This window comes from Kosakonia oryzendophytica (assembly GCF_027886705.1).
In the GTDB taxonomy this organism is placed as follows: Bacteria; Pseudomonadota; Gammaproteobacteria; order Enterobacterales; family Enterobacteriaceae; genus Kosakonia; species Kosakonia oryzendophytica.
The window spans coordinates 620352-642701 of record NZ_CP115659.1; the positions used below are offsets into that span (position 1 = coordinate 620352).

At 54.3% G+C, this 22350-nt stretch carries 22 protein-coding genes; 12 read left to right on the forward strand and 10 right to left on the reverse strand.

The genetic code is table 11. From position 1 onward, the window contains the following. Nucleotides 1–181 precede the first annotated feature (181 nt). From pnp to mtr, 5 genes are all read left to right on the forward strand, one after another. A complete protein-coding gene (gene pnp / locus O9K67_RS03015; RefSeq protein ID WP_061493025.1) occupies nt 182–2317 on the forward strand; it encodes a polyribonucleotide nucleotidyltransferase in 2136 nt (711 codons plus the stop codon). Nucleotides 2318–2425: 108 nt separating this feature from the next. After that, nucleotides 2426–3310 (forward strand): lipoprotein NlpI, encoded by an 885-nt coding sequence (nlpI, locus tag O9K67_RS03020; RefSeq protein ID WP_061493026.1) that lies wholly within the window; start codon nt 2426–2428, stop codon nt 3308–3310. Between the two features lie 106 nt (nt 3311–3416). Next, complete coding sequence (gene yrbN, locus O9K67_RS24720; protein ID WP_097400725.1) at nt 3417–3497, forward strand: protein YrbN; 81 nt, start codon at nt 3417–3419, stop codon at nt 3495–3497. Then, nucleotides 3490–5400, forward strand: coding sequence for a DEAD/DEAH family ATP-dependent RNA helicase (locus O9K67_RS03025; protein WP_061493027.1), 1911 nt, complete (start codon nt 3490–3492; stop codon nt 5398–5400). The genes yrbN and O9K67_RS03025 overlap by 8 nt, the downstream gene beginning before the upstream one ends. Before the next feature lie 154 nt (nt 5401–5554). Then, entirely contained in the window at nt 5555–6799 is a 1245-nt protein-coding gene (gene mtr / locus O9K67_RS03030) for a tryptophan permease (protein WP_061493028.1), read from the forward strand. Between the two features lie 48 nt (nt 6800–6847). On the opposite strand, the gene O9K67_RS03035 is transcribed toward mtr, so the two are convergent. The 3 genes from O9K67_RS03035 to ubiU form a co-directional block, all read right to left on the reverse strand. After that, nucleotides 6848–7855 carry a luciferase-like monooxygenase gene (locus O9K67_RS03035; protein WP_061493029.1) on the reverse strand — a complete coding sequence of 336 codons (1008 nt, stop codon included), beginning with the start codon at nt 7853–7855 and terminating at the stop codon, nt 6848–6850. A 141-nt stretch (nt 7856–7996) separates the two neighbouring features. Beyond that, complete coding sequence (locus tag O9K67_RS03040) at nt 7997–8875, reverse strand: U32 family peptidase (protein ID WP_061493030.1); 879 nt, start codon at nt 8873–8875, stop codon at nt 7997–7999. A gap of 7 nt (nt 8876–8882) precedes the next feature. Next, entirely contained in the window at nt 8883–9878 is a 996-nt protein-coding gene (ubiU, locus tag O9K67_RS03045; protein ID WP_061493031.1) for a ubiquinone anaerobic biosynthesis protein UbiU, read from the reverse strand. Nucleotides 9879–10116: 238 nt separating this feature from the next. On the opposite strand from ubiU, the gene ubiT reads away from it, so the two are divergent. Together ubiT and O9K67_RS03055 are read left to right on the forward strand one after the other, a co-directional pair. After that, entirely contained in the window at nt 10117–10641 is a 525-nt protein-coding gene (ubiT, locus tag O9K67_RS03050) for a ubiquinone anaerobic biosynthesis accessory factor UbiT (RefSeq protein WP_061493032.1), read from the forward strand. Continuing rightward, entirely contained in the window at nt 10635–11138 is a 504-nt protein-coding gene (locus O9K67_RS03055; RefSeq protein ID WP_061493033.1) for a GNAT family N-acetyltransferase, read from the forward strand. The genes ubiT and O9K67_RS03055 overlap by 7 nt, the downstream gene beginning before the upstream one ends. Here the strand turns inward: O9K67_RS03055 and O9K67_RS03060 are convergent. Then, nucleotides 11125–11427 (reverse strand): GIY-YIG nuclease family protein, encoded by a 303-nt coding sequence (locus tag O9K67_RS03060; RefSeq protein WP_061493034.1) that lies wholly within the window; start codon nt 11425–11427, stop codon nt 11125–11127. The genes O9K67_RS03055 and O9K67_RS03060 overlap by 14 nt on opposite strands. 54 nt (nt 11428–11481) lie before the next feature. Between O9K67_RS03060 and O9K67_RS03065 the strand changes: the two genes are divergently transcribed. Further along, complete coding sequence (locus tag O9K67_RS03065) at nt 11482–11919, forward strand: YhbP family protein (RefSeq protein WP_061493035.1); 438 nt, start codon at nt 11482–11484, stop codon at nt 11917–11919. On the opposite strand, the gene O9K67_RS03070 is transcribed toward O9K67_RS03065, so the two are convergent. Beyond that, on the reverse strand, nt 11905–12423 hold the full coding sequence (locus tag O9K67_RS03070) for a type 1 glutamine amidotransferase (protein ID WP_061493036.1): 519 nt from the start codon (nt 12421–12423) through the stop codon (nt 11905–11907). The two genes, O9K67_RS03065 and O9K67_RS03070, sit on opposite strands and share 15 nt — an antisense overlap. A gap of 121 nt (nt 12424–12544) precedes the next feature. On the opposite strand from O9K67_RS03070, the gene O9K67_RS03075 reads away from it, so the two are divergent. Next, on the forward strand, nt 12545–13198 hold the full coding sequence (locus O9K67_RS03075; RefSeq protein WP_061493037.1) for an NAD(P)H-binding protein: 654 nt from the start codon (nt 12545–12547) through the stop codon (nt 13196–13198). A gap of 53 nt (nt 13199–13251) precedes the next feature. After that, nucleotides 13252–14289 (forward strand): permease, encoded by a 1038-nt coding sequence (locus tag O9K67_RS03080; RefSeq protein WP_061493038.1) that lies wholly within the window; start codon nt 13252–13254, stop codon nt 14287–14289. Nucleotides 14290–14334: 45 nt separating this feature from the next. Here the strand turns inward: O9K67_RS03080 and dolP are convergent, their stop codons facing one another. The 4 genes from dolP to O9K67_RS03100 are packed head-to-tail and all read right to left on the reverse strand — an operon-like array spanning nt 14335 to nt 18009. Continuing rightward, on the reverse strand, nt 14335–14910 hold the full coding sequence (gene dolP, locus O9K67_RS03085; RefSeq protein ID WP_061493039.1) for a division/outer membrane stress-associated lipid-binding lipoprotein: 576 nt from the start codon (nt 14908–14910) through the stop codon (nt 14335–14337). Nucleotides 14911–14919: 9 nt separating this feature from the next. Then, nucleotides 14920–15510 carry a DnaA initiator-associating protein DiaA gene (gene diaA, locus O9K67_RS03090; protein ID WP_040016590.1) on the reverse strand — a complete coding sequence of 197 codons (591 nt, stop codon included), beginning with the start codon at nt 15508–15510 and terminating at the stop codon, nt 14920–14922. A gap of 22 nt (nt 15511–15532) precedes the next feature. Beyond that, nucleotides 15533–15928, reverse strand: coding sequence for a YraN family protein (locus tag O9K67_RS03095; protein WP_061493040.1), 396 nt, complete (start codon nt 15926–15928; stop codon nt 15533–15535). Next, entirely contained in the window at nt 15886–18009 is a 2124-nt protein-coding gene (locus tag O9K67_RS03100; RefSeq protein ID WP_061493041.1) for a penicillin-binding protein activator, read from the reverse strand. The genes O9K67_RS03095 and O9K67_RS03100 overlap by 43 nt, the downstream gene beginning before the upstream one ends. A gap of 62 nt (nt 18010–18071) precedes the next feature. Between O9K67_RS03100 and rsmI the strand changes: the two genes are divergently transcribed. Next, nucleotides 18072–18935: a 16S rRNA (cytidine(1402)-2'-O)-methyltransferase gene (gene rsmI / locus O9K67_RS03105; RefSeq protein ID WP_061493042.1), complete on the forward strand. Its 864-nt coding sequence runs from the start codon at nt 18072–18074 to the stop codon at nt 18933–18935. An 80-nt stretch (nt 18936–19015) separates the two neighbouring features. Here the strand turns inward: rsmI and garD are convergent, their stop codons facing one another. Continuing rightward, the gene (gene garD, locus O9K67_RS03110) at nt 19016–20587 is read right to left on the reverse strand and encodes a galactarate dehydratase (RefSeq protein WP_061493043.1); all 1572 of its coding nucleotides are present in this window, start codon (nt 20585–20587) and stop codon (nt 19016–19018) included. 422 nt (nt 20588–21009) lie between these two features. On the opposite strand from garD, the gene O9K67_RS03115 reads away from it, so the two are divergent. Beyond that, nucleotides 21010–22344, forward strand: a complete 1335-nt coding sequence (locus tag O9K67_RS03115) for an MFS transporter (protein WP_061493044.1) — start codon at nt 21010–21012, stop codon at nt 22342–22344. Nucleotides 22345–22350 lie beyond the last annotated feature (6 nt).

Genomic DNA, 22350 nt, shown 5'->3' on the forward strand with positions numbered 1-22350 from the left:
AGTAAACTAATGTATTGTTGCCATGTATGATCTTCGTTGCAGAGGTTCGCGCGGCTAATGAGAGGCTTTATCCGCAATGGGGCGGGTCAGGGTTGTCATTAGTCGCGAGGATGCAAGAAGGTCCGGTTAAATACTCAGTACGCCAGCGGTGTGCTGATATTCATTAAGAAAGGATAGAATTTTGCTGAATCCGATCGTTCGTAAATTCCAGTATGGCCAACACACCGTCACGCTGGAAACTGGCATGATGGCCCGTCAGGCCACCGCTGCCGTAATGGTAAGCATGGATGACACCGCCGTATTCGTTACTGTTGTTGGTCAGAAAAAAGCTAAACCAGGTCAGGACTTTTTCCCACTGACCGTTAACTATCAGGAGCGTACTTACGCTGCAGGTAAAATCCCTGGTGGTTTCTTCCGTCGTGAAGGCCGTCCGAGCGAAGGCGAAACCCTGATTGCGCGTCTGATTGACCGCCCGGTTCGTCCGCTGTTCCCGGAAGGTTTCGTTAACGAAGTTCAGGTTATTGCTACTGTTGTTTCCGTTAACCCGCAGGTTAACCCGGACATCGTATCGATGATCGGTGCTTCTGCTGCGCTGTCTCTGTCTGGTATCCCGTTTAACGGCCCAATCGGTGCGGCTCGCGTTGGTTATATCAACGACCAGTACGTGCTGAACCCGACTCAGGAAGAGTTGAAAGCAAGTAAGCTGGATCTGGTCGTTGCCGGTACTGAAGCCGCGGTTCTGATGGTTGAATCCGAAGCAGAACTGCTGAGCGAAGACCAGATGCTGGGCGCAGTGGTATTTGGCCACGACCAGCAGCAGGTTGTTATCCAGAACATCAACGAGCTGGTGAAAGAAGCTGGCAAACCGCGCTGGGATTGGCAGCCGGAAGCAGTAAACGAAGCGTTAAATGCGCGTGTTGCTGCGCTGGCGGAATCTCGTCTGAGCGATGCTTACCGCATCACTGACAAACAAGAGCGTTATGCTCAGGTTGACGTGATCAAGTCTGAAACTATCGCGACGCTGGTTGCTGAAGACGAAACGCTGGATGCTAACGAGCTGGGTGAAATCCTGCACGCTATCGAGAAAAAGGTTGTGCGTAGCCGCGTACTGGCTGGCGAACCGCGTATCGATGGTCGCGAAAAAGACATGATCCGTGGTCTGGACGTTCGCACTGGCGTACTGCCGCGTACTCACGGTTCAGCACTGTTCACCCGTGGTGAAACGCAGGCGCTAGTGACCGCAACGCTGGGTACCGCACGTGATGCACAGATCATCGATGAACTGATGGGCGAGCGTACTGATTCCTTCCTGTTCCATTACAACTTCCCGCCGTACTCCGTAGGCGAAACCGGGATGGTGGGTTCGCCGAAACGTCGTGAAATTGGTCACGGTCGTCTGGCGAAACGCGGCGTACTGGCAGTCATGCCGGATGCAGAAAAATTCCCGTACACCGTGCGCGTGGTTTCTGAAATCACCGAATCTAACGGTTCTTCCTCCATGGCATCTGTGTGCGGCGCATCTCTGGCGCTGATGGACGCTGGCGTGCCGGTGAAAGCGGCCGTAGCTGGTATCGCAATGGGTCTGGTGAAAGAAGGCGACAACTTTGTAGTTCTGTCTGATATCCTGGGCGATGAAGACCACCTGGGCGATATGGACTTCAAAGTTGCGGGTTCCCGCGACGGTATCTCTGCGCTGCAGATGGATATCAAAATTGAAGGTATCACCAAAGAGATCATGCAGGTTGCGCTGAATCAGGCGAAAGGCGCACGTTTGCATATTCTGGGCGTGATGGAGCAGGCGATTAACGCGCCACGCGGCGATATTTCTGAATTCGCACCGCGTATCCATACCATCAAGATCAATCCGGACAAGATCAAAGACGTGATCGGTAAAGGCGGCTCCGTGATCCGCGCGCTGACCGAAGAAACCGGCACAACCATTGAAATCGAAGATGACGGTACCGTGAAAATTGCGGCAACCGACGGCGATAAAGCAAAACATGCTATCCGTCGTATCGAAGAGATCACCGCTGAGATCGAAGTGGGCCGCATCTATAACGGTAAAGTGACCCGTATCGTTGACTTTGGCGCGTTTGTTGCCATCGGCGGCGGTAAAGAAGGTCTGGTGCATATTTCTCAGATCGCTGACAAGCGTGTTGAGAAAGTGACCGACTATCTGCAGATGGGCCAGGAAGTGCCGGTGAAAGTTCTGGAAGTTGATCGCCAGGGCCGTATCCGTCTGAGCATTAAAGAAGCAACTGAGCAAACTCAGCCTGCTGAAGCGGCAGAAGCGCCGCAGGCAGAGCAGGGCGAGTAAGGTTGCCTTTGCCCTCCGCCTATGCGGAGGGCGTATTAGCAGGCAGGACGCCATGTTTGCAGCCGGGGGACAGGACGTTCATCCAATAGTTGTCTTCGGGAGTGGGAAATGAAGCCTTTTTTGCGCTGGTGTTTCGTTGCGACAGCTTTAACGCTGGCAGGATGCAGCAACTCTGCCTGGCGTAAGAGCGAAGTCCTCGCGGTGCCATTGCAACCGACTTTGCAGCAGGAAGTGATTCTGGCACGCATGGAACAAATTCTTGCCAGTCGGGCTTTAACCGATGACGAACGCGCACAGCTTTTATATGAGCGCGGAGTATTGTATGATAGCCTCGGTTTGAGAGCTTTGGCGCGGAATGATTTTTCACAAGCGCTTGCGATCAGACCCGATATGCCTGAAGTATTCAATTACTTAGGCATTTATTTAACGCAGGCAGGCAATTTTGATGCTGCCTATGAAGCGTTTGATTCTGTACTTGAGCTTGATCCAACTTACAACTACGCGCACTTGAATCGCGGTATCGCCTTGCATTACGGCGGTCGTGATAAGTTAGCGCAAGATGATCTGCTGGCGTTTTATCAAGACGATCCTAATGATCCTTTCCGCAGTCTGTGGCTTTACATCGTTGAGCGGAAGCTCGATGAGAAGCAGGCTAAAGAAGCACTGAAACAGCGCTTCGAAAAATCGGACCAGGAACAGTGGGGATGGAACATTGTCGAGTTCTACCTCGGCGACATTAGCGAAGCAACGCTAATGGATCGCCTGAAGGCAGACGCAACGGATAACACCTCGCTCGCTGAGCATCTCAGTGAAACCAACTTCTATTTAGGTAAGTACTACCTAAGTCTGGGGGATAAGGACAGCGCCACGGCACTGTTCAAACTGGCGGTTGCTAACAACGTACATAACTTTGTTGAGCACCGTTACGCATTGTTGGAATTAGCGCTCTTGGGCCAGGAGCACGACGACCTGGCAGAATCGGACCAGCAATAGCTGACGAACACATCAGCCCGTAATCTCTTTTGATTGCCATCACCTTCACGGGTGAGGGCTTTATTGTTCGTTAATTAACCTACTTTGAGCCGGTTCACACTTTTCAATGAAAATTGCTAATTTTTTTCACGATGAGTTATGTAGACTGGCCGCCAATGACATAGAGGCACTTGTACTACATGGCTGAATTCGAAACCACTTTTGCAGATCTGGGCCTGAAGGCTCCTATCCTTGAAGCCCTTAACGATCTCGGTTACGAAAAACCATCTCCGATCCAGGCTGAGTGCATTCCGCACCTGCTTTCTGGTCGTGACGTGCTGGGTATGGCCCAGACTGGTAGTGGTAAAACCGCAGCGTTTTCCCTGCCACTGCTTAACAACATCGATCCGGACCTGCGTGCGCCGCAGATCCTCGTGCTCGCTCCGACCCGCGAACTGGCGGTTCAGGTCGCTGAAGCGATGACCGATTTCTCTAAACATATGCGCGGCGTAAACGTGGTTGCTCTGTATGGCGGCCAGCGTTATGACGTGCAATTACGCGCCCTGCGTCAGGGGCCGCAGATCGTCGTCGGTACGCCGGGTCGTCTGTTGGATCACCTGAAACGCGGTACGCTGGATCTCTCTAAACTGAGCGGTCTGGTACTGGATGAAGCCGACGAAATGCTGCGTATGGGCTTTATCGAAGACGTAGAAACCATCATGGCGCAGATCCCGGAAGGTCATCAGACCGCGCTGTTCTCTGCAACCATGCCGGAAGCTATCCGTCGCATCACCCGCCGCTTTATGAAAGAGCCGCAGGAAGTGCGCATTCAGTCCAGCGTTACCACGCGCCCGGACATCAGCCAGAGCTACTGGACGGTGTATGGCATGCGTAAAAATGAAGCGTTGGTTCGCTTCCTGGAAGCGGAAGATTTTGATGCGGCGATCATTTTCGTGCGCACCAAAAACGCAACGCTGGAAGTGGCGGAAGCGCTGGAGCGTAACGGCTATAACAGCGCCGCGCTGAACGGTGACATGAACCAGGCGCTGCGTGAGCAGACGCTGGAACGCCTGAAAGATGGTCGTCTCGATATCCTGATTGCGACCGACGTTGCGGCGCGTGGTCTGGATGTTGAACGCATCAGCCTGGTTGTCAACTATGACATCCCGATGGATTCTGAATCCTACGTTCACCGTATTGGCCGTACCGGTCGTGCGGGTCGTGCTGGTCGCGCGCTGCTGTTCGTTGAGAACCGCGAACGCCGCCTGCTGCGCAATATCGAACGTACGATGAAGCTGACCATTCCGGAAGTAGAGCTGCCGAACGCAGAACTGCTGGGTAAACGCCGTTTGGAAAAATTTGCCGCAAAAGTACAGCAGCAACTGGAAAGCAGCGATCTGGACCAGTACCGTGCGCTGCTGGCGAAAATCCAGCCTTCTTCTGAAGAAGAGATGGATATCGAAACGCTGGCCGCTGCACTGCTGAAAATGGCGCAGGGCGAACGTCCGCTGATTCTGCCGCCGGATGCGCCGATGCGTCCGCGTCGCGAATTCCGTGAGCGTGATGACCGTTTCGAACGCCGTGGCGATCGTAACGATCGTGGCCCGCGTGGCGACCGTCCGGAACGTGGTGGTGAAGATCGTCCGCGTCGTGAGCGTCGTGATGTTGGTGAAATGGAACTGTACCGCATTGAAGTGGGCCGTGATGACGGTGTTGAAGTTCGTCATATCGTTGGCGCTATCGCTAACGAAGGCGACATCAGCAGCCGCTACATCGGTAACATCAAACTGTTTGGCACCCACTCCACTATCGAGCTGCCGAAAGGCATGCCGGGCGAAGTGCTTCAGCACTTTACCCGCACGCGTATTCTGAACAAGCCGATGAATATGCAACTGCTGGGCGATGCGCAGCCGCGTGAACGTAGCGAACGTCGCGGTGGTGGTGAGCGTCGTGGCGGTGGTTTCGGTGGCGAGCGTCGTGAAGGCGGTCGCGGTGGTGAAGGTCGCCGTTTCAGCGGTGAGCGTCAGGAAGGCCGTGGTTTCGGTGGCGAACGTCGTGCACCGCGCCGCGATCGTGATGACAGCGCTCCACGTCGTCGTAACGATGCGTAATTAACGCTGATTCTTCTGCGTTACAGGTCGTAAAGAAAAAGATACAGCCCCGGTCGAAATGATTGGGGCTTTTTTTATCTGTAATGTACTCCTGTACTGGTACAATGCAGCGGTTCCATTTCCGGCATTGCATCACCACAGGAGAATTTTTCAGATGTCGACACTGACAACCACACAGGCTTCCCCTTCGCTGTTCGGCGGGGTCGTGATCATCGGCGGTACGATCATTGGCGCAGGCATGTTTTCGCTGCCAGTGGTGATGTCCGGCGCGTGGTTCTTCTGGTCGCTTCTGGCGCTCGTTTTTACTTGGTTTTGCATGTTGCACTCCGGGTTGATGATCCTCGAAGCGAACCTGAACTATCGCAGCGGTGCGAGCTTTGACACGATCACCAAAGATCTGCTGGGTAAAGGCTGGAACCTGGTGAATGGTGTGTCCATTGCTTTTGTGCTTTATATCCTGACCTACGCCTATATTTCGGCAAGTGGTTCTATTCTGCACCACACCTTCTCAGAGCTATCGCTGAATGTTCCGGCGCGGCTGGCGGGATTCTGCTTTGCACTGGGAGTGGCATTTATCGTCTGGCTCTCAACCCATGCAGTCAGCCGGATGACCGCGATTGTGTTGGGTGCGAAAGTGATCACGTTCTTTCTGACTTTCGGCAGTTTGCTCGGGCATGTGCAGCCCGCCACGCTGTTGAATGTGGCGCAAAGCGACACCTCCTATACGCCCTACTTATTGATGACCCTGCCTTTCTGTCTGGCCTCATTCGGTTATCACGGCAATGTACCAAGCCTGATGAAGTACTACGGTAAGGATCCGCGCACCATCATCCGTTGCCTGGTCTACGGAACGCTGCTGGCGTTGGGGCTGTACGTTATCTGGTTGCTGGTAACCATGGGCAATATTCCGCGCCCGGCGTTTATCGATATCGCGGCGAAGGGCGGTAATATTGATGTGTTGGTGCAGGCATTGAGCGGTGTGCTGAATAGCCGCAGTCTGGATCTGCTGCTGGTGATTTTCTCGAATTTTGCCGTCGCCAGTTCTTTCCTCGGTGTCACGCTGGGGCTGTTTGACTATCTGGCGGATTTGTTCAACGTTGATGACTCCCCGTTAGGGCGTTTTAAAACCGCACTGCTGACATTCACGCCACCGATCATTGGCGGTGTGCTCTGGCCGAATGGTTTTTTATACGCCATTGGATATGCGGGGCTGGCCGCGACCATCTGGGCGGCCATTGTGCCGGCCTTGCTGGCAAATGCATCCCGTAAACGCTTTGGCAGCCCGATTTTCCGCGTGTGGGGCGGTAAGCCGATGATTGTATTAATCCTGTTGTTTGGCGCGGGCAACGCGGTGGTACATCTGCTTTCCAGCTTTAATCTGTTGCCGGTTTATCAGTAGCATAAAGCAGGGCGGCGCGGCTTCTGGCCTGCGCCACCCGGTGAAACGCTAACCCAGAAGCTCTTCTTTCACCTGCATGGCCAGCTCGAAAGAGTGCAGCCGCGCCTGGTGATCAAAAATCTGCCCATTAACCATAATTTCGTCCGCGTCCGTTTCCCGCAAAATGGATTCCAGACCGTGGCGTACCTTCGCCTTATCGCCCACCAGTGACATACTTAATGCTTGCTGCACGCCGTATTGCTCTGCTGGCGACCAGAATTGATCCATACTCTCGATAGGCGGCGGCAGTTGCGCACTTTCGCCACGGCGCAGTTTCACAAAGGCCTGCTGCATGGAGGTAAACAGGAATTCCGCATCGCGGTTGCTGTCGGCGGCGACAATATTGATGCACACCATCGCGTACGGTTTTTCCAGTCGCTCAGAAGGTTTGAAATTGGAGCGGTAGAGATGCAGCGCCTGGAACAGCATATCCGGCGCAAAATGCGAGGCAAACGCAAACGGCAGACCAAGCTGTGCAGCCAGTTGTGCGCTATACAGGCTGGAGCCCAGTAGCCAGACCGGGATCTTCTCACCATAGCCCGGAACCGGGCGCACGTGTGGGTTCGGATCGCGGGCATCAAACCAGTCCACCAGTTCCGCCACATCACGCGGGAAGTTATCAATATCGCCGCTCATATGGCGACGCAGCGCCATCATTGTGCGCTGATCGCTGCCAGGCGCACGACCCAGCCCGAGATCAATACGGCCAGGATAAAGCGTATTCAGCGTGCCGAACTGTTCCGCGATCACCAGTGGTGAATGATTAGGGAGCATAACGCCACCTGAGCCCAGATGCAGGGTTTGCGTATTCGCCGCCAGATAGCCGATCAGCACCGATGTCGCCGCGCTGGCGATACCGGTCATATTGTGGTGCTCCGCCAGCCAGTAACGGTGATAACCGCGCTTTTCGGCGAGTTTTGCCAGATCCAGTGAGTGCGTAAACGCCTCACGAGCGCTGGAGTGTTGCGGGATCGGCGCCAGATCGAGCACCGAAAAAGGAAGGGTTTTATCAGCCATAAAAACTCACTTTGCTACAGCATCGTCATCAGATTGAAGGTCTTCTTCCAGCCTGGCGCAATGTGCCGCGCCCGGCCAGAAAAGCTGCAACTTTTATAGTGCATTAACCTTTGCTGATTGCTGTTAACAACTTGAGCTTTTTTACTGTTGCAGTGCCAGACCCGGTAGCCTGCGCCAGTAGCCGTTACAGTCGCTGTTTGACGCCAGCGGCAGTGGCGCTGCGCCGGTTTCATTGCGACGAAACGCATCGAGCATGGCAAACGTGTCATTACCCATCGGTGACAGGCGCACCATATCCACAATCCCGTTCATTGATGTCAGTTCATTACCGAGATTGTAGACATAGCCGCTCATGGTCTGGATGCCATTGAGCACAAACACTTGCTGATTCTCCTGCGACAGCATGCTGCGTCCGTTCGGGTATTTAATACAGCAGGTTTCGCATTCATCTTTGGGGCGGTCTTCTGAACGCGCCGTAAAGCAGCGCGCGGAGTAGGCCAGCGGCAAATGACCGTAGCTGAGCACTTCCACTTCAAATTGTTGACGAATGCCCAGCGCATCGCACTGATCGAGCAGATTAATCAGCCAGTCGCGGGAAAGCTCCACTGGCATGCACCAGCGCACCATGCCTTGCTTCAGCAACAAGCGTAACGTCACGGCGTTATAGCAGTTGAGCGCATGCCCGGCGACAAACGGCAGCTTACGGTCAGCGCACATATTCACCACGCCCAAATCGCTGGCTTCCAGCAGGAATTCGCCGTTATCGACATAGCGTTTGAGCTCGTTCAGTTCGGATGATGCTTGCACCAGCGCAAGGGTGGAAAGCACCACTTGTTTGCCGCTGGTCGCCAGCGCCTTCGCCATATCCAGCCAGTCGCCGACCTTGGTGGCGCGGCGCTTGCTGCAGACGGCTTCGCCAAGATAGATCACATCGGCAGTGCTGTTCGCCGCCTGGTGATAAAAGTCTTCCAGCGTCTCTTTTGACCAGTAGTAAAGCACCGGTCCTAATGAATATTTCATGTTCTACCTACTGCCATTTACGGTGGTACGCGCCAAGGGTGGTTTGTGTACCTTCAGACATTGCTCCCAGCGTGTCCATCCACGCGGGCTGCGGCACGAAATGTTGCGGGGAAGCCATACAGCGATCAATTGCCTGACGCCACACTTTTGCCACCTGGCTCACATAGGCCGGGCTACGCTGACGCCCTTCGATTTTGACCGATGCGATGTTCGCCGCCAGCAGCTCCGGCAGAAGCTCCAGCGTGTTCAGGCTGGTGGGCTCTTCCAGCGCGTGGTAGCGCTCGCCATCCACCAGATAACGCCCTTTGCACAGGGTCGGGTAACCCGCGTTTTCGCCATCCTGATAACGATCAATCAGTACCTCGTTGAGGCGTGATTCCAGCCCCTGCGGGGTTTGCTGCCAACGGACAAAGCGCGCCGGGGAGCATGCGCCCACGGTATTCGGCGATTCACCCGTCAGATAAGAGGAGAGGTAGCAGCGTCCTTCCGCCATAATGCACAGGCTGCCAAAAGCGAACACTTCCAGCGGCACGGGAGTAACGCGAGCCAGTTGTTTAACCTGGTGGATAGATAACACACGCGGCAGCACGACGCGGGCAACATCAAAGTGGCGGTGATAAAAGCGAATAGCCTCTTCATTGGTCGCAGAAGCCTGCACGGAAACATGGCGTTCAATGTGCGGATAACGCTCGGCGGCATACTCCAGCATCGCCAGATCCGCCAGGATCAACGCATCGGCGCCAATTTGCGCTGCCATATCCACCGCACGCTCCCAGCGTGAGTAGCCATCCGGATGCGCAAAGGTGTTGATGGCAATATGCAGCTTGCGGCGGTGCTGATGCACAAAACTGACCGCCTCCTGGAGTTTTTTCTCCGTAAAATTGAGTCCGGCAAAATGGCGGGCGTTGGTGTCATCTTTCAGGCCGATATAGACAGCGTCGGCGCCGTTTTCGATGGCCGCCTTCAATGCCGGAAGGTTTCCGGCAGGGCAGAGCAACTCCATAGTGTATCCTGCAATCGGGGGCGCAGTGGCCCGGTCGTACCCCTGGGGGCGCTAATTGTTAACGAACTGGGATTTTAGTTAACCTGTCTGCGACAATTCTTGATTTGAGGCAGTTAAATGTGTATTGGCAATACCAATAATCGGGGCCGATTTATTGTGGAATTGTTGATTTGCGCCGCTATGTCATTTCATTGATGTGGCAAAATAGCAGTCATTATCATTTCAGGGAGTAAAGCTCGTGTTGGAAAAATTGCGTTCACATCTTGTTCACTTTGGTCCGTCGTTACTGAGTGTGCCGGTTAAGCTGACGCCTTTCGCCATCAAGCGCCAGGTCCTGGAGCAGGTGCTGCGCTGGCAGTTCCAACAGGCTCTGGCGGACGGAGAGCTTGAGTTTCTGGAAGGCCGCTGGTTAAGTATTCAGGTTCGTGATATTGGCCTGACGTGGTATACCTCTGTTGAGGACGGGCGGTTGATCGTGCGCGAATCGGCGGACGCCGATGTGAGCTTCAGCGCAGATGCCAGTGATTTGCTGATGATAGCCGCACGCAAACAGGATCCGGATACACTCTTCTTCCAGCGCCGACTGGTCATTGAAGGGGATACGGAGCTTGGGCTTTACGTCAAGAATTTGATGGACGCCATTGAACTGGAGCAGATGCCAAAACCCCTGCGGGTGATGCTGTTGCAGTTGGCGGAATTTGTTGAGGCTGGCCTGCAAGCGCCGCCTGCAACGACACAACCTTCTGTAGGTGAGCCATGCTGATTAGAGTTGAAATTCCCATTGATGCGCCGGGTATCGACGCGTTGCTCCGGCGCAGCTTTGGCGGTGAGGGCGAAGCCCGGCTGGTGCACGACCTGCGCGAAGACGGTTTGATCACGCTGGGATTTGTCGCAACCGATGATGAAGGGCAAGTGATTGGCTATGTTGCGTTCAGCCCGGTCACGGTTGAGGGCGAGGAGCTGCAATGGGTCGGGCTTGCACCGCTGGCGGTGGACGAGCAGTACCGCGGTCAGGGTATTGCGCGGCAGCTGGTGTACGAAGGGCTGGATTCGCTGAATGAATTTGGCTATGCGGCGGCTGTGACACTGGGCGATCCGGCTTTCTACAGCCGTCTCGGTTTTGAAAACGCGGCGCAGCACGGCCTGCATTGCCGTTGGCCGGACACCGAAGCTGCGTTTTTGGTGCACCGCCTGGCCGACGATGCCTTACACGGTGTTCGCGGTCTGGTTGAGTATTCAGAGCACTTTAATCGCCTGTAACTGCAGACGATAGCAAACTCTCTCGCAGCGCTTCGAATGAGCCATCCCCGGCGACGAGGCGCTCTTTCTGGCGCTTGTTCAATTGCTTGATTCGGTATTCCAGCCGTAGCGCGATCGATTTGTCCCCCACTTGTGCTGAAAAGACCAGCTGCAGGGCACCTTTTCCCCGTAACGCTTTTGCCCCTTTTCCGTTTTGATGCTGCGTAAAGCGACGTGCGACATCGGTCGTAATGCCGGTGTAGAGGGTATTGTCTGGCGTACGAATAAGATAGAGAAACCAGGGCGTCATGGCAGTATTCATTATGTTAATGTGAACGGAAAAATAACACGAGGAAGGGCAAATATGGAGACTCTTGCGGCCATTAATCGCTGGCTGGCAAAACAGCATGTGGTGACCTGGTGCGTGGCGAACAGGGGAGAGTTATGGTGCGCCAATGCATTTTATTTCTATGATCCGCACGCCGTGGCGTTTTATGTCCTGAGTGAAGACCAGACGCGCCATGGGCAAATGACTGGCCTGAAAGCGCAGGTCGCCGGTACGGTAAACGGTCAACCGAAAACCGTGGCGTTAATCCGTGGTGTTCAGTTTGCCGGGGAGATCCGTCGGCTGGATGAAGAGGAAAGCGCGGCGCCGCGTGCGCAGTACAACCGTCGCTTTCCGGTAGCCCGCGTGTTGTCAGCCCCGATGTGGGAAATTCGCCTCAACGAGGTGAAATTCACCGACAACACGCTGGGGTTTGGCAAAAAGCTTCACTGGGTCCGTGAATCAGGCGCCCAGTAAACGCAGTGCCTCGCGGTTGAAAGCCGGCAAATCATCGGGGGTTCGGCTGGTGACCAGTTGATCATTATCGATCACCACCTCCTGGTCATAAAATTCGCCCCCGGCATTTTTCACATCCACAACGATGGGTTTCACTGCCGTCAGCTTACGGCCTCTCACGACATCTGCGCTGATCAGCAGCTGTGGGCCATGGCAAATGGCGAAAACAGGTTTACCGGCGCTGATAAAGTCCCGCGTAAAGGTTACAAAGCGATCGTCCCCGCGCAGGTAATCCGGCGAATGCCCGCCCGGTAGTAACAGCGCATCAAAATCCGCCGGGCGAACGTCATCAATGGCTTTATCTATCACCACATCGGCTTCGCCTTTTTTACCGTGCACGGTTTTCCCGGCTTGTTTCTCAATGGTGATAACTTCATGTCCGGCTTTACGAAATTCCTGCGCCGGCGACGTGAATTCTGAATCTTCAAACTCGTCGGTGATCAAGACAGCAATTTTCTTGCTCATAATTCCTCCGTTGTTTTGGCTTCAGAGAGGCGAATTATTCATACTGATAATTCACCAGAACAGTAAGCCTGGTTCAGCGGGCGAGTATTGCAAGACAGATTCATCTGCAAAGGGGGGAGAGATGCAACGTATATTACTGACCGGGGCGACCGGTCTGGTGGGTGGGCATTTGCTGCGGCTACTGATTAATGAGCCGCGCATCACCGCCATTGCCGCACCGACCAGGCGCCCGTTGGATGACGTCGCGGGCGTGTTCAATCCCCACGATCCGCAATTAACCGACGCGCTGGCGCAGGTGACGGAACCCGTGGACACGGTGTTTTGCTGCCTTGGCACCACGCGGCGCGAAGCGGGCAGTAAAGAGGCATTCATCCATGCGGATTTCACGCTGGTGGTGGACACGGCGATCGCCGGTTTGCGACTGGGCGCGAAACAGATGCTGGTGGTCAGTGCCATGGGAGCCAATGCACGTTCCCCCTTTTTTTATAACCGGGTAAAAGGCGAAATGGAGAATGCGTTAATCGCGCAGGAGTGGCCTTCATTGACTATTGCCCGCCCGTCTATGCTGCTGGGGGATCGCCAGAAGACACGTGTTAATGAGTCGTTGCTGGCACCGCTTTTTCGTTTTCTACCGGGCAACTGGAAGTCAATTCGTGCGCAGGATGTCGCGCTGGCATTACTGACGCTGGCATTTTCGCCAGATAATCGTGGGGTGCAGATCATCAGGTCGGCGCAGCTTAGCGCAATCGCCGCTGAGCGTACGTTTGCAAAATAGTATTTCCGGCGTACTATTCGCAGGCTCAAATCACTTTATCCCCGGGGATTGTTATGACTGGTCAGTCTTCATCTCAGGCGGCAGCCCGCTTTCAGTGGTGGAAACCCGCGTTGTTCTTTCTTGTTGTTATTGTTGGTCTTTGGTATGTGAAATGGCAGCCTTATTACGGCAAAGCCTTCACTGCTGCAGAAACACACAGTATTGGTAAATCTATTCTCGCACAGGCCGATGCCAGTCCGTTTAAAGCGGCATGGGATTACGCAATGGTCTATTTCCTTGCCGTCTGGAAAGCTGCCGTATTGGGCGTGCTGCTGGGATCGTTAATTCAGGTGTTGATCCCGCGTGACTGGTTGCTGCGGACGCTGGGGCAAAAACGCTTTAGCGGTACGCTCTTTGGCACGCTGTTCGCCTTACCTGGCATGATGTGCTCCTGCTGTGCTGCGCCGGTTGCCGCTGGTATGCGCCGCCAGCGTGTATCGATGGGCGGCGCACTGGCATTCTGGATGGGTAACCCGCTGCTGAATCCGGCTACGCTGGTGTTTATGGGGTTTGTGCTCGGCTGGCATTTTGCCGCTATTCGCCTTGTGGCGGGGCTGGTGACTGTCCTTGGCGTGGCGATGCTGGTGCAGGCGTTGGTGAAAGAGAACTCGCAGCAGGCGGACGCCGTGGATATCACGCTGCCGGAGCCGCAGGGCAGCTTTATGGCACGTTGGGGGAAAGCGCTGTGGCAGCTTTTCTGGAGCACCATTCCTGTTTATATTCTGGCTGTACTGGTGCTGGGCGCAGCGCGCGTCTGGTTGTTCCCGCATGCAGATGGCGCTATCGACAACACGTTGCTGTGGGTGATCGTGATGGCGGTTGTCGGCTGCCTGTTTGTCATTCCAACAGCCGCGGAAATCCCAATTGTTCAGACCATGATGCTGGCCGGTATGGGCATGGCACCTGCGCTGGCCTTGTTGATTACGTTACCGGCGGTGAGCTTGCCGTCGCTTATCATGCTGCGTAAATCATTCCCGGCGAAAGCCTTATGGATGACGGCGGGCCTGGTGGCGCTGTGTGGGATGATCACCGGAACGATTGCCCTGTTCTGATGACAGACAAAGAAAAAGAAAACCCGGCGATGCCGGGTTTTTTTGTTACTTGATAAAGGTAAACGCGGTGGTGACGTGTTTAACACCACTGACGCGGCTGGCGATGTCCGCTGCGGCTTTGCCTTCACGGTCGGTCACCAGGCCCATCAGGAACACCTCGCCGTTTTCCGTGGTGACTTTCACGTTAGACGATTTCACCTGATCGCTGCTTAAGAGTTGAGAGCGCACCTTGGTGGTGATCCAGGTATCGGAAGAGGCGGTGCCCAGACCAATGGGCTGGCCCTGGCGGATCTCGTTAAAGACTTCGGTGGCACCGTCAACGCCTACAGCAATCTGTTTTGCCCGGGAAGAGAGATCGGTATTTGGCGCCTGGCCTGTCAGCAACACTTTCCCTTGATAGGCAGTGACGTTAACACGCGCTTCTTTCTTAATCTGTTCGTCTTTCGACAGCGCGCTATTCACGCGCAGTTCCAGTGTACTGTCGTCTACCTGGGTGCCCACGGTACGCGGATCCGTCGCGGCTTTGGTGCCCACGGCTGCGGAACCTACCACCACAGCGCCAACACAACCTTGTAACAGCAGCGCGGAAATAAGGACTGCGAGGGGCGTAAATGCCTTCATGTGTACTCCTTAATCATCCTGGTGAGGAAAAAGCGTGTTATCAATCAGATCGCATAAGCAATTAACCGTCAGCATGTGCATCTCCTGAATGCGCGCGCTGCGGTGGGAAGGAATACGAATTTCGACATCCTGCGGCCCCAGCAGACCCGCCAGCTCGCCACCGTCATAGCCCGTCAACGCGATAATTGACATATCGCGTGTTACCGCCGCTTCCACGGCCTTCACGATATCGCGACTGTTACCCCGCGTAGAGATAGCGAGCAGAATATCGCCGGTATGACCGAGCGCCCGAACCTGCTTAGCGTAAATCTCATCATGCAGACGATCGTTTGCTATTGCCGTTAAGACCACATTATCGGTATTAAGTGCAATGGCAGGTAAACTGGGACGTTCTGTTTCAAAACGGTTGATCATGCTGGCAGCAAAATGCTGTGCGTTGGCGGCAGACGTGCCATTGCCACAACAGAGGATTTTGTTGCCGTTAAGCAGGGAGTGGACCATCGTCATGGCGGCGCGGGAAATGGCGTCAGGCAACGCTTCCGCCGCCGCAATTTGCGTTTGAATGCTTTCCGTAAAGCAGACTTTAATTCGTTCGAGCACGGTAATCCCTATCATTCAGCAATTATGAGTGGTCGTTAAAGGCGTTTTGTATCCACTCAACCTCATTTCCGGTGAAGGCTATCACATCAAACCGGCAATCCACAGTATCAAAACTCCCATTGTGCCGGGCGAGCCACAAACGGGCGGTATGCAGCAGTTTCACTTGCTTCGCCCGGGTGACACTACTCAATGCGCCACCGAAACGGCCTGACCTGCGATAACGTACCTCGATAAATACGGTGGTGTGATTGTGCCGCATTATCAAATCAATCTCGCCGCCGCGCTCGCGCGCATTGGCGGCGATAAACTGCAGTCCTTTGCTTTCCAGCCAGCAACGCGCTTTGGCTTCCCACGCGTCGCCGGTCTGTTTACGATTTAACTCGCCGGGACGATTTGCCCCTGCTGGTATTTGAGCCATGACAACTTCCTGTTGATCACGCAATCCTGAGTGGCGGTCAAATCGCCAGTATTGCCATTGAGTTCGAACCCTGGCACCTGGCGCATTTGCGAGAAGTTATTCGCCAGCGACCAGGCATCGACGCCCATTGCATACAAACGCGCCAGTGAATAGTCATTGTTCACGCTTTTCAGCGCCTGCTGCATCAGCGAGGGGTTAGCACCCGCGAGCATTGGGATATCGTTAAACTGCAATCCTTCCATTTCAAGGCGGAAATCCGGGCCTGCGCCGCCTTGTGCACTGCGGGAACTGGCATACAGCATCACGCCGCTCTGACTGCCGGTACGCATGGTGATCATCGGTTTGATCAGCGCAATTTCATCCTGTGTCGCCACGATATACGCCGCGTCAATATTGCCACTGCCGCTGATTTGCGCATCGGTCGGCGGCGCAGGAATGTTCAGCCCACCAATGGTCACGCCCTGCTGTTTCGGCAGGCTGGAGAGCACCGGGCTGCCGGTCATCGCAATGCCGGAACCGCTGTTAATCCCCATACGCAGCTCAGCGGTAGAGCCAAATTTTTGTGCCAGTACGACGCCGCCACCCAGTTTTTGCCACTCCTGAGCAAAGGCGTTGCTGATGCGATCGCCCAGCGCGCTACGTGGGATCAGCAATAACGGCGCATGGCGGCCCTGCTCGTGGATATGGCGTGCGGCATCGCGGGCTTCATCTTCCGGAGAGAGGGCGAAGTAGCAGATGTTGGCGCGGTTCTCGACGTTTTCCGGCTGGTTGAGCGCCAGCACGTTCAGTGTGGTGTGGCTGCGCATCAGCTCTTCAACGTTGTTTTTCAACAGCGGACCTACCACGATACTGGCGCCATCCTGCTGCACCTGATTGAGCACCTGATCCATCGGCTGCGCGCTGGTGTCATAAATTTTCAGCTCTACGCCAGGGTTGGCTGGTGTTGCTGCCACAGCAGGCGCGGCTACGGGCTGCGTTGCATTGGCATCTGCGGGTTGCGCCGTCTCTGTCGCCGGTGTGGTTTCTGCGGTAGCAGGAGCTGTTGCGGTTTGCGCCGCGCTGTCCGGCGCTACAGCTTGTTGCGCATCTGGCGCGACAGCGTCTTGCTGCGCAGAGGCGTCGGTCAGATCGCTGACGCTGGTTTGTGATGGACTCACTACCGGGCTGGTTGCCGCCTGAGCCACCTGTTGCGGTACTGCCGGGCCGGACACTGCAGACACTCCGTTTTTCGCGGCTTCAAAACCTTGCTGAATAGCCCGGCCAAAGACTGCGGCCTGGCCATTTAATGGCAGCAGCAGGGCGATTCTGTTGGCAGATGCGGGTTTAAAATTTTGCAGATTCGATAGCTGGCTCGGCAGGGTTTTCGCACCCGGGTTTTGCGGATAACGAGTCTGCCAGTCGGTGATACCGGCTTTCAACATATTCGGATCGTTACGGTTGTCGATCCACACGCGTTGCAGATCAAGCCAGCCTTGCAGGGTGACTTCATCGGCGTTGATCACAAAAGCCTTTGCCTGATCCTGATTAAAAGATGACAGCGCCTGCCAGGTGGCGTCGATATTTTTCTGTTTTTCTTCCGGGGTGGTTAACAGCGGCTCCTGGGCAATCAATGCGCGCAGCAGTGTCAGCGACGGTTTACCCTGAGAGGCGGTGATGCCGATCTGCCAGTAGCGGGCCTGTTGCTGCTGCTCAAGGTCGGCAGGATCGATTTTATTCAGTAACGCCAGCGCACCGGCAAAATCCCGCTGCGCGAGTTTCAGCTCTGCAGAGAGCAGGCTGTACTCTTTACGCTGGGTATCGTTCAGATCCTGCGGTAGCTTGCCAAACAGCTCGCTTGCCTGCTGGGTTTTCCCCTCTTTCAGCAGTGCACGAATGGCGAGTAATTGCCAGTTGGTCTTGCTATCATCTGTGCTTTGCTGCATCTGCTGCAGGTAAAAAGCAGAATTAGCCTGCGCTGCCCCTTGCATATGCGCGGCGCTCTGGTCACCAGACCGGGTGCCACAGCCAGCAAACAGCAGGGCGGCCAGCACCACAGGCAGGCAGCGTGTGGCTTTCGAACGTAGAAATGTTGACGGTAGCATACTGTATCCAGTGATATTTTTTACGCAATGCTCAATATTAAATCGGCAATACGGATGAAACAATGAAACAACACGAATCGGCGGAGAATTCTCAGGGTCAGCTCTATATTGTACCTACTCCCATCGGGAATTTGGCTGATATTACTCAACGTGCGCTGACTGTGTTGCAAACCGTTGATTTAATTGCTGCTGAGGACACGCGTCACACCGGTTTATTGCTCCAGCACTTCGCCATTAACGCCCGTTTGTTTGCGCTGCACGATCACAATGAGCAACAAAAAGCCGACACGCTGGTGGCGAAACTGAGAGAGGGGCAGAATATCGCGTTGGTGTCAGATGCTGGTACGCCGCTGATTAACGATCCGGGCTATCACCTGGTGCGTACCTGCCGGGAAGCCGGTATTCGCGTTGTTCCTCTGCCGGGGCCTTGTGCGGCTATTGCGGCACTGAGTGCGGCGGGGCTGCCCTCGGACCGTTTCTGCTATGAAGGTTTTCTGCCTGCCAAATCAAAAGGCCGCCGCGATACGTTAAAAGGGCTGGAAACAGAAAGCCGTACGCTGATTTTTTATGAATCGACCCACCGTTTGTTGGAAAGCCTGGAAGATATGGTCGCCGTCTGGGGCGAATCCCGTTATGTGGTGCTGGCGCGTGAACTGACCAAAACCTGGGAAACCATTCAAGGCTTGCCGGTTGGTGAGTTGCTGGCGTGGGTCAAAGAAGACGAAAACCGTCGCAAAGGCGAAATGGTATTAATTGTGGAAGGCCATAAAGCACAGGAAGACGAACTTCCCGCCGATGCGCTGCGCACGCTGGCGTTGCTGCAAGCGGAGTTGCCGCTGAAAAAGGCCGCCGCGCTGGCCGCGGAAATCCACGGCGTGAAGAAAAATGCGCTGTATAAATACGCGCTGGATAATCAAGGCCAATAATCATTGCGATTTATTACAACAAAAAAAAAGCATGGCCGGAGCCATGCTTAAGGTTGAGGTTTACAACTTTTTTATAAAAATCAGGTCACCGGAGCCGGGTTAAATACCGCCAGCTGGTTGTGAAGGCCCCATTGATCCGAGAAGGTTTTCTTCCGGCCACTGGCCACATCAAGGATAAAGTGGAACAGCTTCCAGCCCACATCTTCGATAGTCTCTTCACCTGTGGCGATGGTCCCGGCGTTGATATCCATCAGGTCGAACCAACGGTTTGCCAGTTCAGTACGGGTCGCCATTTTAATCACCGGGACAGCCATCAGGCCGTAAGGGGTACCACGACCGGTGGTGAACACCTGAACGGTGATGCCGGAAGCAACCTGTTGCGTCCCACAAACAAAGTCGCTCGCCGGGGTAGCCGCGTAAATCAGGCCGCGTTTGGTCGGGCGCTGGCCAGGAGAGAGCACTTCAGAAATGGCGCTTTTACCGGATTTGGCAATCGAGCCCAGCGCTTTTTCCACCACATTTGCCAGACCGCCTTTTTTGTTCCCCGGAGAAGGGTTGGCGCTGCGGTCGGTTTTACCCATGTCCAGGTAGTTATCGTACCAGGCCATCTCTTCCAGCAGACGTTTGCCCACTTCTTCGTTGATGGCGCGCGGTGTCAGCAGGTGGATCGCATCGCGGACTTCGGTCACTTCAGAAAACATCACGGTGCCGCCGCAACGGATCAGCAGATCAGATGCATAACCGACCGCCGGGTTTGCCGTGACACCGGAGAAAGCGTCGCTGCCGCCGCACTGCATACCGACAACCAGTTCAGAGGCCGGACAGGTTTCACGTTTACGCTGGTTGAGTTTCGCCAGGTGGCGTTCTGCAACCTGCAAAATATCGTCAATCATGGAGCGGAAGCCGACATGGTGCTCGTCCTGCAAACGCACAATGCTGGCGCTATCCACCGGAATAGACTGCACATCTTCAGTCCCTTGCAGCAGGCGTTCCGGCTGCAATTTTTCGCAACCCAGACCAATCACCATCACTTCGCCGCCGAAGTTCGGGTTCAGGGAGATGTTATGGATGGTGCGAATGGGGATCACTGCCGCAGGCGCGTTGATCGCCACGCCGCAGCCATATAAGTGATTCAGACCGACCACGCCGTCGACGTTCGGGTATTTCGGCAGCAGGTCGCGTTCGATAATCTTCACGACATAATCCACCACTCCGGCAACGCAGTGCACGCTGGTGGTCAAGCCGAGCAGGTTTTTGGTGCCGACACTGCCGTCTGCATTGCGGTAACCTTCAAAGGTGTAACCTTCCAGCGGCGGCAATGGTTCTGGCACTTTGGTGGCCAGCGGCAGTGTGTTCAGCGGTGGCGCTGTTGGCAGCTCGACCATAGACTCATCAATCCAGCTACCACGAGGAATATCACGTACGGCGTAACCAATGACTTCACCATAACGTACGATTTCGCCATGATGCGGAATATCCACGAGGGCGACTTTATGGCCTTGAGGAATATGCTCAACCAGCTCGAGACCGTCCGGAAAACGCGTACCCGCCTTTAAGCCATTGTCATTAACGATGATAGCGACATTATCGGTGTCGTGTACCTTAATATAAAACGCCCCAGGCGATTGCTGTCTAATTTCAATGTCGGACATTGTCAAGTAATCTCCAGCTAACTGTATGATGCATTACTCAAAGAAAGGAACCAATTCTTTATTCTGGAATAAATATCAGAAATAAAAATCTTGTTTGCTGAAATAAGAATGTCAGGAGTTTAAATACTAAAATGTGATCTAAATCACTTATTTCCGCGATTCCCCGTGTGGTGGGGCTGGATATTGCAAGATCTGTGCATCAGCGCCCAGGGTTATGTGCATATGCTCAAAATATTCTTTCTGTTCAATGTTAAAATTGAGCAACACACCAGTGTGTGGCGTCATAACGCTGTTTATACTGGGGGCTATAAAATCGAAGTGCCAATTATTTGATATTAAGTTTCGAGTGCTTAAATAAAATCGGATAATAAACGGAAAATATAATTATATTTTAAAAGTTAGCGGTGCCCGAGGAAATTAAAATGACTATTGAACATGCCGTCGAGACAAAACGGGGTTTACCCACCCGTTATTTAATTCTGCTGATTATATTTATCGTCACCGCAATTAACTATGCCGATCGCGCGACGCTTTCTATCGCCGGAACAGAAGTGGCGAAAGCGTTGCAGCTTGATTCTGTATCGATGGGTTACATCTTTTCCGCTTTTGGCTGGGCTTATTTGTTGATGCAGATTCCGGGTGGCTGGCTGCTCGACCGCTTCGGCTCGAAAAAGGTCTATACCTGGAGCCTGTTTTTCTGGTCGCTCTTTACCTTCCTGCAAGGTTTTGTCGACGTATTCCCGATCGCGTTGGCAGGGATCTCCATGTTTTTCATGCGTTTTATGCTGGGCTTCTCTGAAGCGCCATCCTTCCCGGCGAACGCCCGCATTGTGGCAGCCTGGTTCCCGGCAAAAGAACGCGGTACTGCTTCGGCGATTTTTAACTCCGCGCAGTACTTCTCCCTGGCACTGTTCTCGCCGCTGCTGGGCTGGCTGACATTTGCCTGGGGCTGGGAACATGTGTTTACCGTGATGGGGGCGATCGGTTTTGTGCTGACCTTCGCTTGGGTTAAGTTTGTCCACAACCCGACCGATCATCCTCGTATGACCCGCGAAGAACTGGAGTACATCGAGAAGAATGGCGCGGTTGTGGATATGGATCACAAGAAAACCGACGACAGCCAAAAAGCCGGTCCTAAAATGGATTACATCAAGCAATTGCTCTGCAACCGCATGATGCTCGGCGTGTTCTTCGGGCAATACTTCCTGAACACCATTACCTGGTTCTTCCTGACATGGTTCCCGATTTATCTGGTGCAGGAAAAGGGCATGTCGATTTTGAAGGTCGGGTTTGTGGCTTCCATTCCGGCGCTGTGCGGTTTTGCCGGTGGTGTGCTGGGCGGGTTGTTCTCCGATTATCTGATCAAACGTGGTTCCACCCTGACGGTGGCGCGTAAATTCCCTATCGTGGTCGGCATGTTACTGGCTTCAAGCATCATTCTGTGTAATTACACCGATAACACAACACTGGTAGTCGCACTGATGGCGCTCGCATTCTTTGGTAAAGGCTTCGGCGCGCTGGGCTGGCCGGTTATTTCCGACGTCGCGCCGAAAGAAATTGTTGGGCTGTGCGGCGGTGTATTCAACGTGTTCGGTAACGTAGCGTCTATCGTAACGCCGCTGGTCATCGGATACATGGTTAAGGAGTTGCATTCTTTCAACGGTGCGTTGGTGTTCGTTGGCTGTTCAGCGCTGATGATGATGGTCTGCTACCTGTTTGTGGTTGGCGACATCAAACGTATGGAACTGAAGAAATAAGCAACA